The organism is Acinetobacter genomosp. 15BJ (assembly GCF_000400715.1).
Classification (GTDB): Bacteria; Pseudomonadota; Gammaproteobacteria; order Pseudomonadales; family Moraxellaceae; genus Acinetobacter.
This window is the reverse complement of sequence record NZ_KE007351.1, coordinates 142,670-158,102: the sequence shown is the minus strand read 5'-3', so window position 1 is coordinate 158,102 and position 15,433 is coordinate 142,670. Positions and strand designations below refer to the sequence as shown.

The 15,433-nt window shown below is 42.8% G+C and carries 8 protein-coding genes; 4 read left to right on the top strand and 4 right to left on the bottom strand.

Annotation, left to right across the window (positions count from 1 at the left end; all coding sequences use genetic code 11):
• Positions 1–7: 7 nt before the first annotated feature.
• On the bottom strand, positions 8–949 hold the full coding sequence (ubiE, locus tag F896_RS01490; RefSeq protein ID WP_016165066.1) for a bifunctional demethylmenaquinone methyltransferase/2-methoxy-6-polyprenyl-1,4-benzoquinol methylase UbiE: 942 nt from the start codon (positions 947–949) through the stop codon (positions 8–10).
• Positions 950–1,155: 206 nt separating this feature from the next.
• The gene (locus tag F896_RS01495; RefSeq protein ID WP_016165065.1) at positions 1,156–1,863 is read right to left on the bottom strand and encodes a DUF8198 family protein; all 708 of its coding nucleotides are present in this window, start codon (positions 1,861–1,863) and stop codon (positions 1,156–1,158) included.
• Positions 1,864–2,073: 210 nt separating this feature from the next.
• On the opposite strand from F896_RS01495, the gene F896_RS01500 reads away from it, so the two are divergent.
• Entirely contained in the window at positions 2,074–3,492 is a 1,419-nt protein-coding gene (locus F896_RS01500; RefSeq protein WP_016165064.1) for a polyphosphate:AMP phosphotransferase, read from the top strand.
• A 27-nt stretch (positions 3,493–3,519) separates the two neighbouring features.
• On the opposite strand, the gene F896_RS01505 is transcribed toward F896_RS01500, so the two are convergent.
• Both F896_RS01505 and F896_RS01510 read right to left on the bottom strand, forming a co-directional pair.
• Complete coding sequence (locus tag F896_RS01505; protein ID WP_016165063.1) at positions 3,520–4,812, bottom strand: MFS transporter; 1,293 nt, start codon at positions 4,810–4,812, stop codon at positions 3,520–3,522.
• 188 nt (positions 4,813–5,000) lie between these two features.
• Positions 5,001–5,507, bottom strand: coding sequence for a hypothetical protein (locus tag F896_RS01510; protein ID WP_016165062.1), 507 nt, complete (start codon positions 5,505–5,507; stop codon positions 5,001–5,003).
• A gap of 183 nt (positions 5,508–5,690) precedes the next feature.
• Here F896_RS01510 and F896_RS01515 point away from each other — a divergent pair, with 183 nt between their 5' ends.
• From F896_RS01515 to recD, 3 genes are all read left to right on the top strand, one after another.
• Positions 5,691–9,329: an exodeoxyribonuclease V subunit gamma gene (locus F896_RS01515; protein ID WP_016165061.1), complete on the top strand. Its 3,639-nt coding sequence runs from the start codon at positions 5,691–5,693 to the stop codon at positions 9,327–9,329.
• A 3-nt stretch (positions 9,330–9,332) separates the two neighbouring features.
• The gene (locus tag F896_RS01520; protein ID WP_016165060.1) at positions 9,333–13,046 is read left to right on the top strand and encodes a UvrD-helicase domain-containing protein; all 3,714 of its coding nucleotides are present in this window, start codon (positions 9,333–9,335) and stop codon (positions 13,044–13,046) included.
• Between the two features lie 99 nt (positions 13,047–13,145).
• On the top strand, positions 13,146–14,897 hold the full coding sequence (gene recD / locus F896_RS01525) for an exodeoxyribonuclease V subunit alpha (RefSeq protein ID WP_212750013.1): 1,752 nt from the start codon (positions 13,146–13,148) through the stop codon (positions 14,895–14,897).
• Positions 14,898–15,433 lie beyond the last annotated feature (536 nt).

Here is a 15,433-nt window from a genome sequence, read left to right as displayed (position 1 = left end):
TTAAACCTTAAAGTTTGAATCCGCGGTGAACAGCAACGATACCACCCGTTAAGTTGTGGTAATCACAGCTTTGGAAGCCCGCATTTTCCATCATACCTTTGAGGGTGCGTTGGTCTGGATGCATACGAATTGATTCAGCAAGATATTTATAGCTTTCTGAATCATTGGCAACTAATTTGCCCATAATTGGTAATGCAGTGAATGAATAAAGATCGTACAGTTTTGAAAATGGTTCAAATACAGGTTTAGAGAATTCGAGAATAAGTAAACGACCACCTGGCTTCAAGACACGGTACATGGCTTGGAGTGCTGCATCTTTATCGGTCACATTACGTAAACCAAAACTGATGGTTAGTAAGTCAAAGCTGTTGTCTGCAAAGGGTTCGAGAGTTTCAGCATTGGCCAGTACGAAATCAACATTGGTACAACCTGCATCAATGAGACGATCACGACCAACATTCAACATTGATTCGTTAATATCTGAAAGAACCACATGACCTTGTGGACCCACTTCACGGCTAAATACTTTGGCTAAATCGCCTGTACCACCTGCAATATCAAGCACGTGTTGACCACGACGAACACCTGACATATTAATGGCAAAACGTTTCCAAATACGATGGATACCAAATGACATCAGGTCATTCATGATGTCGTATTTGCTAGCAACCGAGTGGAACACTTCTGCAACTTTTTGTGCTTTATCATCACTATTTACGGTTTGATAACCAAAGTGTGTGGTTGCACCTACGTTGCCAGTATTGGCACCACGCGGTAAGTTATATTTTGGGATTGAAGCTGTTGAGGTCTGTGCTGCACCTTGTTGGATCGGTTGCTGCTGACCTTGTGGCGTGCCTTGTGGAAGGGGCGTGTTTAAGAAAGGGCTGACTTTGTCTGAACTTGGGTTTTGCTCAACTTCTGGGGTAGGCTGTTGGTTTTCGTTAGACATAGTTTTCTCCTAAACTTTCGCTCTAGCGGCACGAATCAGCAAGCATGATGACAGATTTTGTATTTTTTTACAGGCTTTCGCATGTAATTGTTATGAATAATATACAGAAAGTCACTTTCTCAAAAGTGTTTTTAATCGCCTTGTTGATTTGAAAAAAATAGCGTGCTCTGAACTACTTGAGAATAGCTCAGAGCGCAAGACATGTATTAATTACGGAATGGATTTGGATGTCCTGCATGAACGCGATCAATGATCTCACGTTCTTTTTCAGTAAAGGTTTGAATGAATGTTGCTGCAGATTTCATTGGTTTCATTGCAGCAAAACCTTCTTGGATAAACTCATACATGCCATCAAAGTGGTATTTATGTGCCAAACCTTTACACATTTTAAAAGTCGCATACATCATGGTTGAACGCATATATTTATCGAGTGTTACACCCAACTCATCAAGTAAACGCAATTGTTCATAACGTGCTTCACCTTGATCAAGTTTAACCAAAGTATCGCGCATGATCTCATCGGTGAGTGGCGTATCGGCAGGATAGTCGGCTAATAATTGCTGTGCAACTTGTTCATCTAATTGTGTGGCAAGAACCGCAAGACTGACCGACTTAGTTCCTGTCTTGATGCCATTTTCAGGCACAAATTTTTCGACTTTATGTGCAAATTTAAGTAATCGCTCAATCTGTTGTGCCAGAGCATCAAAGTCAGGTCCACCATAAAGACGTTTGAGAAAATATTGGGCCATCAATTGATTTTCAGGGCGAGCAAAAAATTCTTGGTGAGTATGCGCAATACGCTCTTTCATCCAGGTTTGAACTTCATGTAAACGTTGTTCAAGCACAGCATCATTATGATAATTAAAAGCTTTGTATTGGAGTAATAGATCATCAAAGGCAGAGAGTTTTGACATATATAAACTTAATTAAAATAAAACAGTAAAATCATAGGCTGCATCATAACGGAGAACCATGACAGCATAAACTCTAAATGTTTAACAATTGGTCACTATAACAGTACACCTAAACGAATCTACAGAAACTGTACAAGGGTTTTTCTGGGATCAACTTAGTTTTGGCTATACTCATTTTTAATATTAATAATGAGCCGCTTAGAGCAATATATGAGTAAACAACAGCCAGTATTTGAATTGCGTGATGAAGACGAACTTTCTTTAGAATTGATTGAAGCACAATATGCCTTAAAAAATAGCCGTGATAAGAAAAATGCCAAAAGTGTACTGGTTTTAGTGAGTGGAATTGAGCTCGCTGGTAAGGGAGAGGCGGTTAAACAATTACGAGAATGGTTAGATCCTCGCTATTTACGTGTGAAAGCGGATGCTCCTCAGCTGTTGTCAAATAATAAAACCTTCTGGCAGTCCTATACCCGTTTTATTCCTGCGGAAGGGCAAATCGTGGTGATGTTCGGTAACTGGTATAGCGACCTTTTAACTACCGCGATGCATGTGTCCAACCCTTTGGATGAAAATTTATTTGATGCTTATGTTGAGCAGATGCGGGCATTTGAACATGATCTGCAAAATAACCATGTTCATATCGTCAAAGTCTGGTTTGATTTATCTTGGAAATCGCTACAAAAGCGTTTGGATCAGATAGACGCTTCTGAGCAGCGTTGGCATAAATTGCATGGTTTGGATTGGCGCAACAAAAAGCAGTACGACACCTTACAAGGTTTGAGTCAGCGCTTTACCGATGACTGGTTTATTGTCGATGGTGAAGATGAAAAACATCGTGATCAATGTTTTGCTCAGTATTTACTACAGACTTTGCAAGAGCTGCCTGAGCATCAAACCAAAGTCACGCAGAAATGGCAGCAAGCTGCGATACCCAAAGCTTTACTTGAACCTGAAAAAGCCAGTTTAGAAAAAGAAGACTATAAGGATGAGCTAAGTAAGCTCACCAAAAAAGTAGCAGATACCTTACGTTATGACGAGCGTAAAGTGGTGATTGCCTTTGAGGGGATGGACGCGGCGGGTAAAGGTGGCGCGATTAAGCGCATCGTGAAAAAACTCGACCCTAGAGAATATGAAATTCATACCATTGCAGCACCTGAGCGTTATGAGTTACGCCGTCCTTATTTGTGGCGTTTTTGGAGCAAATTGAATGATGGTGGCAAGATCACCATCTTTGACCGTACCTGGTATGGTCGGGTATTGGTTGAGCGGATTGAAGGTTTTGCTTCTACAGTCGAGTGGCAACGTGCTTATAACGAAATTAATCGCTTTGAAGAAAACTTAGTAGATAGCCAAACGGTGCTTGTTAAAATCTGGCTGGCAATTAGTAAAGATGAGCAAGCGCTTCGCTTTAAAGAGCGCGAACAAACACCACATAAACGTTTTAAGATTACAGAAGAAGATTGGCGTAACCGTGACAAATGGGATGATTATCTCAATGCCGCAGCAGATATGTTTAAACGAACCAACACGGATTATGCGCCGTGGTATGTGATTGCAACCGATGATAAGTATTCAGCACGAATTGAAGTATTAAAAGCGATTCTAAAACAACTCAAGGCAGATTAATCTGCCTTGAGTCTCTGGTCACATGCGTTAATTGTTATTTGCCAATTGTGGCGCTGTACTCCGTTGTTGGCGGAAAATGATTAAAGTGGCAATCAAACTAGTGATCGCTGCAAACATCAGCCAAAATGCAGGCATGCTTTTATTGCCAGATGTCTGCACTAGATAAGTGGCAATCATCGGGGTCAGCCCACCAAAAATTGAAGTGGCAAAACTATAGGCAACTGAAAATCCAGCAATTCGCACCGAGCTTGGCATCATTTCCGCCAATGAAACCACCAATGCGCCATTATAGAAGCTATATAACAATGAGAACCATAATAACACCATCAGCATATGCGACAGGCTAATGGTATGGGTGAGCCACGTCAGCAGTGGATAAGCACTGATAAAGATGAGTATCGTAGTCGTGACCAACAGCGGCTTACGCCCAAATTTATCGGAGAGATGCCCGCCAATAGGTAATAGAATAAAGTTGCTCAGACCGACCATAATGGTGGCAATCAAACTTTCGCTACGGGTTAAATTCAAGACCTCTTTACCATAGGTTGGGGTATAGACGGTAATGAAGTAAAACATAGTAGTCGTGGTAGCCACCATACACACACCCGCCAACACAATTTTCCAGTTGGCAGCTAAGGTGCTAAGAATCTGTCGTGTTGTTGGATGTTCTTTTCGAGAGGCGAAGGCTTCTGTTTCAACTAAGGATTTACGCAACCAGAAAATAAAGGGAATAATGGCACAGCCGACAAAAAATGGAATCCGCCACGCCCAAGCATCGACCTGAGCCTTGGTAAACACCACACTGACGATATAACCCAAAACGGCTGCAAAAATCACTGCAACTTGCTGACTGGCCGATTGCCAGCTGGTAATAAAGCCACGGTTATGAGGTTCCGCAATCTCGGCTAAATAAACCGAAACACCCCCCAGTTCAACCCCTGCGGAAAAGCCTTGGGCCAAACGACCCACGAAAATCAGCACGGTTGCGGCAAAGCCAATACTGGCGTAACTCGGTGTGAAGGCAATGATTAAAGAACCAAATGCCATGATGCTCAAGGTCACCATCAGGCCACGGCGGCGGCCAATTCGGTCGACATAAGGGCCTAGCACCAAAGCACCAATCGGACGCATGAGAAAACTGACTGCAAATACGAGGAAGGTTTTCATCAGCGCTGCATAGCTGCTGTCTGAATGGAAAAAGGTTTCACCTATGGCTTGTGCATAGAGTCCGAACAGAAAGAAGTCGTATTGTTCAAGGAAGTTCCCGCTGGTCACGTTGAAAATTGAACGGACCCGAGAAGGAGATTGGCTAGTTTGCACAATGACGCTCCATCATCTATTTATCATCAAGATGTGGAGGTTAAAAATACAATCTTTATCAAAGCTTAAAAAATTAAGTGAATATTAACGTATTTGTGTGGTTTTTTTATGGATCTGTTGCATCACTGTAAACATCTTCATTTTACAGTGATGTGTAAGAAGGGTAGGTCGGACTAACCGTTGTAACTTTAAGCCACAATGCTACTACGACTTTTCTGCTGAATACGTTTGGCAAGGTTATAGCAATCTTGTACATGCGCTTCAGTGATTTTACGCATCATGAAATAGCCTAAACTGGCTGCAACAAGTTGCCCGCCTAAAGGAATAAATTTAGTCACTTGCTTGGTGGCGATTTTGGTAAAAAAACCATTAAATGATTTTTTCATGGCAGTACGCGCCACCACAAAACCTGAAAACTCAAAACCACGTTTACGCAGTTCATCCCAGTGAACTTTTTTGGTTTCAGGATCATAAACACTGATATGTTCAGGCGCTAAGCCAAAACGTGCATTAATATCTGGAATGATTTGTGTCAGCATGCCTAAATCGACAACAACATCAAAAAATGGAATCGGTACAATCGCTGCACCCGCTGACCAATAGGCACGCTTTTTAGCGAGCTTCAAACATTCATCACGAATCTGCTCCAAGTTCAAACTTGGGTCAATTGCATCAGGAATTTTTTCAATTTTCATAAAGTTATACCTAAAGTCTATCCCTTGATAGTACATTCAATCGTATTGAGTGGTGAAATTCAAAACAATTTTTTTATTGGATTGTGTGTTTAGCGTGACATAGTGATCTGAAGTTGTATAGTGATGATGATAGACATTTTGGTAGAGCAAAATGGTGATTTATGGATGGGGTTATATTAACGCATGGGTATTCATGTTATTCAAAGTCAACGCCTTGATGTGTTATTACAAGGTGTGATGGCATCAATCACTCAGCCGAGTAACTCACCCTTTCAGGTGTTTAAAACCCAGCATTTTATTGTCCCAAGTCCCGCACAAGAACAATGGCTGACGCAAAAAATTGCCGAACAACAAGGCATGACTGCCAACTATCAATTTCACCAACGCATTCGTGGTTTTCAATGGTATGCCTACCAACAAGTTTTGGAAAACAAAGAGCAAGTGCGTAAAGCCAATATTCCGCGTTTGATTTTAAAGTGGCGTATTCATCAAGCCTTACAGCCTTTTATTCAACACGAACAGAATACTGTTGCGAATGAGCACCCTTTATATTCAATTGTGCAACGGATTTATGCCAGTGCCGATCAACTACAACAAGGCACTGAAAAACAACTTAAAAAACAGAGTATGTTGTATTGGGTAGCGGAGCAGGTTTCGCAGCTATTTAACAACTATATGATTTATCGGGGTCATTGCCAACGCGGCTGCCAAAGTAATTGTACATGTGCTGGGAATTGGCTATCGACTTGGGGACAGAATAAAGCCTTAAATATCGAACAACTGATTGCTCAAACAGATCAACAAACTTCAGCTTTTAGCTTACAACAAACCGAACAATTAGAAGCTTGGCAGCGTTGGTTGTGGCAAAACTACTTTCATGATGATTTTATCGAGATGCAAAGTATTGATGCTGATTTCTGGCAGCTTCTAGACAATGAGCAGACACGATCACGCGCTTTGGCACAACTGCCGAGTCAGGTGGTTGTATTTACGATTTTAGATTTACCACCGAGCCAACTGCAATTTTTACGTCGTTTGGGACAGTATTTAGATGTGGTGATTCTGCACTATAACCCATCGCAGGAATATTGGGCTGACAGTGTCGATCCTCTCTGGAAAAAGCGCTATGACTTGGGCGTGAAAGAGCGCTATATCGCCAAACATCCCAATGCCAGTGATGCAGAAATTGCCGCATTCTTTGACAGTTTTAGTTTAGGTTTTAATGCTTTAAATCGTGAATCCCGACATCCCTTACTGACCCGTTTGGGTAAACAGGCGCGTGATCATTTTTCCTTGTTATCACAACTGGCAACAGGAGAAGAAGGAAAGTGGGTCGATGCCTTTGTAGAGCAGTTTCCTGAAACGCTACTGGGTAAGATTCAGTCTGATATTTTCTACTTAGCTGAACCTCAGGCTCAGCAATATGAACTTGCGCCTGAGGACGACTCGATTCAGATTCATGTTTGCCACTCCAGTGTGCGACAGCTCGAAGTCTTAAAAGAGCAGTTGGTGCATTGGTTGTCTCAAGCAGATACGACACCGCGTCGCCCAAGTGATGTGCTGGTTTTGACCCCAAATCTAGCCGAGCTTGAGCCTTTAATTCGCAGTGTCTTTCCTGCGGTTGCAAATGAACATGAAGTATTTTTACCAGTTAAAATTGCAGGGGTGGCGCAGTTAGATGCCTTAAATGCTTGGCGTGCAGTGCTTGGACGTTTGCAATTGACTCAAGGGCGGTTTAGCCAAGATGACTTTGCTGATTGGTTAAATTTAGCTGCGACCCAACAACGTTATGGGCTGGATTATACGCAGGCGCAACGGATTTTGAGTTTACTTGACGATGCTGGTTTTAAACGTGGTTTGGATGCTGAACATTTAAAACAAACGCTCAGCGATGATGACCAAGACTATCGCTATAGTTTCAAATTTGCCCTCGATCGTTTGGCGCTTGGGATTGCCGTGCCAACCCATGTTATGGTGCAAGACATCTTAAGTTACGCGTTGGTACAACCAAGTGATTTTGAACTGATTGGGATTCTGATTCAGATTTATCATGAGTTATCTGCACGGCGAGACTGGTTGGTGGTGCATGAGCAAGGACAGCGTTTGCCCGTTGAAGTCTGGTTGCAACGAATCAAACAGGATGTACAAGAGTTTGAACAAGCTGATGTGGTTGCTTTAAAAGCAATCCGTGAAATTATTCAAAAGCAAGAACGTATGCTGACTTTGGCCAGCTATTATGAAGATACCGAAACTCAGTTACGTCAAATTTCCTTGCCTTTACCTTATATTGTCGAAGAAATTCAACGCACGCTAGAAAGTCAGTCCGCGCAAGTTGAACCGACGGGACAAATTACCTTTAGCCAGATTGGACAAATTCGCCCAATTCCGTATCGCCTCATTGTGTTATTGAATTTGGATACGGGTAAATTCCCGAATCGAGACAGCCATATCCCATTTGACTTGATGGATGCACTGCGTCAGCAATTGGGTGATCGCTCTCGTCTGGAAGATGATCAAGGGGCATTTTTGGATGCGGTATTGTTAGCACAAGAACAGGTTTGGCTGTTTTATAATGGCTTTGATCTCAATGATGGCGAAGTCAGAGAGCCATCCAGTGTTTTGCAGGGCTTCTGTGATCATTTGGCTTTGATTGTAAAACCGACTAGCGGCGAAGATAGTCTTCCTTTATCAGAAGTGGATTTAGCTGAATTGGATGCTTTGCAAGTCCCAGCACAGCTTTATCCGCTGTACCATTTACATCGCTTGCAACCTTTCGATCCACTCGGCTTTGTTTCGGATCGTCCTGTGCGTTATCAAGACCAATGGTTTAAGGTGGCATCACAGATTCAGCAAGTCAAAGGTGAGCGGCAGGCATGGGCCAATACCGCCTATCCTGTTGAACAGAATGAAATGATCATTTTGGAGAGTCAGCAATGGATTCAGGATGTCACTTTTCCTGCGCGATTGTATTTAAAAACCTTAGGTGTCGAAAATTTAACTGCAAATGAATTGGTCGATCAATCTGAACCGTTATTACTCGATGGTCTCGGTAAATATGCCATTCGCCATTTTTTACAGCAGCAGGATGAAAAGCTTTCACCAAGTCTATTGCAAGATCAGTTGCCTGTCGGAAAAGTCCAGCACAGTGCTTGGCAGCAGAGTCGCTTAGAGCAGCAACGCTTGTTGGAACGCTTGCAGCAGTACGCCCCATCGCCGACTGAAACCACGCAACGGGTTTGGCGGGTCTCGAAACAATTACAAATCGCCTGTGTGACTCCGAAACAGCTGACTCAAGATTGGGTCAGTTTGGATGCTTCCAGTGCACGTGCCAAACGCTTTGCCAAAGTCTGGCTGGAATACTTGCTTTGGTTGGCTGTATTAAATAGTGAGACTGTCACAGCGAAGCGCCGAATTGTGGTGTTTAGCGATCAGACGGTGATCTGTGAAGGGTTGAACTCTCAGCAAGCCCAAGCTTATCTGCAGGCATGGTTACAGCTTTGGCAAGCTGCACAGCAGCAGCCTGTGGTATTGCCTGCGGCCTTAGTATTAAAGCCTTTAGAAAAGGGCAAGCAATATGAGTGGATTGAACTGGATTCAACTCAGGTTTTAACTGAAGAGAGTCAAAAACAAGTGTTGAAGGACTGGAATGATACGGGTGATTTCTCGGGTTTTGATATGACTCAGAATGAAGCCTGTAAATTGCATCGCGATTGGCAATTCATTTTGCAGGAACAAGATGCAACCGCTTTATTGCAATATGCCTGTGATCATTATTCCTATGCTTTGTATCAACCGATTTTTGAATTTTTACGGGTAGAGTAAGACATGAGCACGCAGAAACCAGTGTCTTATCAGCCGATTGGGGATATCCAATTTGAAGGCTTACATCTGATTGAAGCCTCAGCGGGGACAGGTAAAACCTATACACTATCCAGTTTGATGGTGCGGATTTTCTTAGAGAAATATCTGCCCAATCAGGTGATTGCCACTACCTTTACTCGTGCTGCAGCCGCAGAACTTAAAACGCGTATCCGTCTACGTTTGGTCGAAATCCTTGAGTTTTTAGAACCTTTTCGTGATGTATTGGAACAAGATATTCAGGCGCAGGCATTACAGGAGGCTGATCCGTTAAAACAGCAGGTCTTAAAAAACTTTGCACCGCGGATTGCCTATGCCTGTGAACGGCTAAAATTGGTCATTGATCAGTTAGATGAATTGTTTGTCGGAACCTTGGATAGCTTTAGCCAAAAGTTATTGCGTGAGTTTGCTTTTGAAAGTGGCAAAATCGAACGCGCTGAAATTACTGAGGATGCCAAAAGCTATACCCGTCAATTGATTCATGATGTGTTGCGTGAGTGGATTCAGACCCAACCGCAGCAAGTGATCAATGCGCTATATAGTGTGGGTGGACTGAAGAGTGTCGATCATTTTGTCGGGATGGTGGAAAGTTCGCTGAATTTTAGTTCGGCACAATTCAAACTGCCTGCTAGGCCTGAAATTGACTTAGCTCAGTTGCAGCAATGGCAACAGCAAGCACAGCAGATTGACCTGAGCAGCTTGGCTGAATACTTTCAGTTAGAGGGCGCATATTATGCACATATCAATGGTGCTTCTTTCCGCAACAATGCCTTTCATAAACTGTTTACAGAATCCTTGCCGCCATTATTAACTGCACTCAACAGTCCTGAGAATATACAGATCTTTGATGCCTACTTTGCCGACGCGCGTGATGCGGTATTTAAGTTTTTAGACAAATTCGAAGCGCAAAAAATTTTTAAGAAATGTCCTGCGGAAATTGCCGAAGGCTTCTATCAACATCCAAGTGTGTTGCAATTGCAAAAGCTGTTTCAAGCTGTGCAGCAGACTCAGCAAGAATTTGAGCAGTTACAAGTCTATTTGAAAGCCTATTTATGTGTTGAAGTCAAAAAGCGCTTGCCACAAGTGTTGCAGCAAAAAGGGGAGACCACCTTTGCTCAGCAAATCAAGACTTTGTCAGAAGCCTTGAAAGGTGAGCAAGGACAACGTTTCGCGGTATTTGTACAGTCACGCTATCCATTGATTCTGGTGGATGAGTTTCAGGATACCAACCAAGATCAAGATGATATGTTGGCCAGTATCTGGCGCCATCCGCAACGTTACCAAAAAGGCTGCATGATTATGGTGGGAGACCGTAAGCAGGCGATTTATGGTTTCCGTGGTGGAGATATGCTGACCTTCCTGAATGCCTATCAGGATATTATGGCCAAACAGGGGCGTGAGTATAAGTTGGTGCATAACCACCGTTCGGTGAAACAGCTGGTGGAAGTGGTGGATCTCCTGTTTCAGCGTCAGATCGATTTTGGCGAGCAGGTCAGCTATGACCCAATTCAAGCGGGTTCACGTCCACACCCTGCCTTGGTTGAAAATGCCCAACCCAATCCAATGCCTTTGCGCTGGTTGCATTTGCAAGAGGGTAACGAGCAGGCCACACAGGTGGCGTGGCAGATTCAGCACTTGCTCAATCAATCTTATTTAAAGCAATTGTACTTAGATGGTGATGTCCCAACTGCCATTGATGAAGATGATATTGCCATTCTTTCGCGTAGCCATCGCCAACTGGATGAAGTGCAATATGTATTGGAACGTATGGGAATTCGGGTCAACCGACCTTCGAAACGAAGTGTGTTTGATTCCAGCATTGCACAGGATGTGGGAGCCTTGTTGACGGCGTTGCTTCATCCTTATGACGAAGCCAAGCTCAAACGGGCTTTACTTAGCCGGTTATTTGGGTTTGATCTTGCTCGATTTTTGGCCTTAGAACAAAGTGCAGAAGGCTTGAGCGATTATATTCAGCAGTTTGATGACATACGCGAAATGTGGCTGAATCAGGGCTTTTTATCGGCATGGCAGCGTTGCTTAAATCAGTTTGGTCTTTGGCAGCAACTGGTGGCTACACAAAGTAAAGACAATGAACGTGCCGTGGTGAATCTACGCCACCTCACTGATCTCTTGAGTCAGCACAGTGAACATGTACAAGGGATGCAAAACCTGTATCACTGGTATTTAAAACAATTAAATTCACCAAGTGATCGCGATTGGGAGCTAGAACACAAGCTGTCCAGTGAAGCGGGTGTGCAACTGATGACTATTCATCAGTCCAAAGGTTTGGAGTTTAAAATCGTCTTTTTACTGGGAGCGAATAAGGCTTTTGCTGAAGTACAGAAAACACTGAATTTTTCTACCACTGAAATCCAGTTGCCTGAGACGGGGCAAATACGGACGCAACGGGTGGTGGCAGTGGCGGATAAAAAATTTTTACAGCAAACTGAGCTGGATCAACATCAGCAACGCGCTTTAGCGGAACAAAACCGGCTGTGGTATGTGGCACTGACGCGCGCCAGTCACCGTGTTTATGCCGTGTTTGAACCGGAAAAAGGCGATAAAAATAAGTTTTCAGGTTTGGCTTTTTGGAAGAATCAAGGCGATAACTTTCAACATCCTTATAGTACCGATGCTGCGCTGATCTTAGAGCGACCACAAGCCTTACAGATGCAACAAACCCAACAACAGGTTGCACTCTTGGCTCAACCTTTACCTACACAGCGTTTCTATACGCGGGGTAAAACCAGCTTTAGTTATTTGGCGCAGCATCTAAAGCATAAAGCGACTCGCGCTGATCGATTGGCCAATATCGATGCCGATTTTGAGCAGGCAGAAGATGAGTTGAATTTTTTAGAACTGGAAAATACAGTCGCGGCTCAGCCTATTGCTTGGATTAAACAATATTTCCCGAAAGGGACCTTGGCAGGTAATTTCCTGCACGAAATTTTTGAGCAGATTGATTTTCAGCAACCCCAAACGTGGGTAGAGGAAATTCGCCGTCGTTTTAAAAATACCTATCAAAGTTTATGGTCAGAACTGTTATTACAATATCAACAGCATTTCCCTGAACAAGAAAATGCTGAGCAGCAACTCTATCAATGGATCGCCGATTGGCTCAATGAAGTATTACACACGCCACTCAATCAGGGCTTTCAGTTAAACCAATTAGCTGCAGGACAATACTTGTCTGAATGTCCATTTTATTTGGCGTTGTCTGATCGGGTGCTAGCAATGCAACGTGTGCAGCAGCTATTTGAAGAATACGGCATTGAAATGCCTGAATTATTGGAAGCAAAGTCAGCCCGTTATTTAAATGGTTCAATCGATTTGGTCTACTTCGATGGACAGCGTTACCATATTGCCGATTATAAGAGTAATTATCTGGGGGCAGAGCAACTGGATTATCAGTCAGCTCAGATTGCGGAAAGCATGTCGCTGTCAAGCTATTGGCTACAAGCAGCCTTGTATCTCGTAGCATTGCATCGTTATCTGTCGGTGAAATTGCAGGATTATAATATGCAGCAGCATTTAGGCGGCGCATCATATCTGTATTTACGTGGTATGAATGGGCAAGCACAGCAGGGCTGTTTCTACTGGAAACCTGAAGATGAGTTCATCTTGCGTTTAGATGCAATTCTTGGATATTTTGCTGAGGATAAAGCAGGGAAAATGGTGTAGATAAAGTGGTTGAATTTAAATTAAACAAAAGCTTAGCTTGTGAATAACTCTGTTTATAACCTTGTGGACAAGCGTGTGGGTAAGTTTGAGGATAACTCTGTGGACAAACAAGTTGCTGATCAGTCAGCACAAATGACATGGTTAAATATGTGGAGTAACTATCTCTCACAAGCACCATTTTCTCAATCTACTCAAACAGTTAACGCTGCACAGGTATTACAACAACTGGTTGAAGCCAGTCTGCAGGGCGATAGTTGTATTGAGGCTGATCCAATACAGATTGAAGCACTGGCCGATTTAGCAGTTTCTAGTGAAATTGCAGTGAGGCAAGTCGCGCCGTGTGTCTATGATCAGCAGGGCTTGGCATTATACCGATATTGGCATCTAGAGCAACGCCTTGCAGAACAGATTTGTCGATTAAAGCGACAAACGATTCAGGCTGTTGAGGCTGAACATTATCAAGACTTACTCAGTGACGTACACCAACAGGCTGCATTGAAAATGGTACTGCAACAAGGCCTGAGCATTATTACAGGTGGACCAGGGACGGGTAAAACCTATACCTTGGCGCGTATTATTGCAGCCCTCAACCAGACCATTCCTGATATTCGTATTGCCATGGCGGCACCGACAGGCAAAGCTGCACAGCGTATGAAGGAAGCGCTACAAAACTCTTTTAATGATCCGAAATTATTACAATCAGGACTCATCACCGATGAGTTGCGCAATCAAACTACACAGACTTTGCATCGTTTGCTGGGTATAGGAAAGCGACAAATACCGAGGTTTAATCAAAAACAGCCTTTGCCTTATGACGTGATTGTGGTCGATGAAGCCTCAATGCTAGATTTAAATTTGGCAACCCTGTTATTTGAGGCAGTTCCAGATCAATGCCGAATTATTTTGCTTGGTGATGCCAATCAGTTGGCTTCGGTTGATGTGGGTTCAGTTCTTGCTGATTTACAGCAAGTACAGGCATTGACTGAAAATCGAGTCCAGCTACAGACCAGCCGCCGTTTCTCTGGTGAGGCCAAGATTGGGCAATTCGCACGATTTATTCAGGCACAGCAAGATCTAAGCGATCCCGATTTAGTCTTATCAAAACTAGAGATGGAAATTGTTCAGGCTGCACCTTTGCAAACGATTTCCTTAAATAAAGATATGCCTGACCTGATCCAGTTGGAATATCTACCCGAGCAACAGCAGGTTGATATTGAACCCTACCAACATCAGTTAATGGCTGGATTTCAGGGCTATGTGGATGCGTTGAAAGCTTATATCAATGCGGATGAGCGTGTAGCGTATATTCAGCAGGTGATACAGGCTTTTGATGATTATCGAATCTTGACTGCAGTTCGACATGGATCGTTGGGGATTGAGCAATTGAATCGTTATGCAGGACATTGGCTCAATCAGCAACTAAAGCAAATCGCTGTTGGAGACTGGTATATCGGCCGTCCTGTAATGATGACCTATAATGACTATCAGCTTGGGATTTCTAATGGTGATATTGGCATCTGTTTTAAACATCGCACTCAGTCACAGCAATTTGAAGTATTTTTTCCAAGCTTAAATAAATGGATTGCAGCGCATCGACTGCCACGCAGTATGCAAACCGCCTTTGCTTTAACCATTCATAAATCACAAGGTTCGGAGTTTACCCATACCGCAATTGTATTGGATGCCCAAGCCGAAAGATTATTGAGTCAAGAGTTGATCTATACCGCAGTCACCCGTGCTAAAAAAGTGGTGAGTATTTTGGCTGATTCAAAGGCTTTACAGCAGGCATTGACGATACGGACTGTTCGCCGTAGTGGTTTAGTGCAGAAGATCAATTTGAACAGATTGTGAACTTATTCTTTAGAATTCACTCTTTTGTAAGTAAAAGCTTACAAGGATTCGAGATATTGTCGCTAGAGCAAGCGCAAGGTTTTTGAGATTATGTACACACAAAGAGCCTAGCATGGAAAGCTAGGTAAATCGCAAAAATATAATAATAACGTCGTATGACAGCGAACTTACAGTGAAGTAAGTGATAAAAGAGGAAACTTACAGCCGCTAAGCCTTGTAGTTTTGGGAGAGACTACAGGGCTTTTTTATTTTCATGTCAAAATTCACTATAAAATCAACATAATCCATATAGTTCATAAGGTATTCTGAGAATAGGTGAAAATTCATGCTTTTCAGAATGTGAGTCTATTTCGCTTCAATTCAATGATCAAATAAAAGGAAGAAATATAAAACTTATTGTCTGACAATTTTTTGTTATTATTAAGTTAAATGTTATACAGACTTGTACGTTTTTTCTTACACAGAGATAAGAAAAATGCTATTTTTCTTCACAATTGAATCTGACAGAATAGTCGGTATAGGAAGAACGAATAGCA

Bases quoted from the DNA above. Each gene is read 5' to 3' on its own strand.
- F896_RS01495 (WP_016165065.1), bottom strand. From the start codon at position 1,863: ATGTCAAAACTCTCTGCCTTTGATGATCTATTACTCCAATACAAAGCT.
- ubiE (WP_016165066.1), bottom strand. From the start codon at position 949: ATGTCTAACGAAAACCAACAGCCTACCCCAGAAGTTGAGCAAAACCCA.
- F896_RS01510 (WP_016165062.1), bottom strand. From the start codon at position 5,507: ATGAAAATTGAAAAAATTCCTGATGCAATTGACCCAAGTTTGAACTTG.
- F896_RS01515 (WP_016165061.1), top strand. From the start codon at position 5,691: ATGGGTATTCATGTTATTCAAAGTCAACGCCTTGATGTGTTATTACAA.
- F896_RS01500 (WP_016165064.1), top strand. From the start codon at position 2,074: ATGAGTAAACAACAGCCAGTATTTGAATTGCGTGATGAAGACGAACTT.
- F896_RS01520 (WP_016165060.1), top strand. From the start codon at position 9,333: ATGAGCACGCAGAAACCAGTGTCTTATCAGCCGATTGGGGATATCCAA.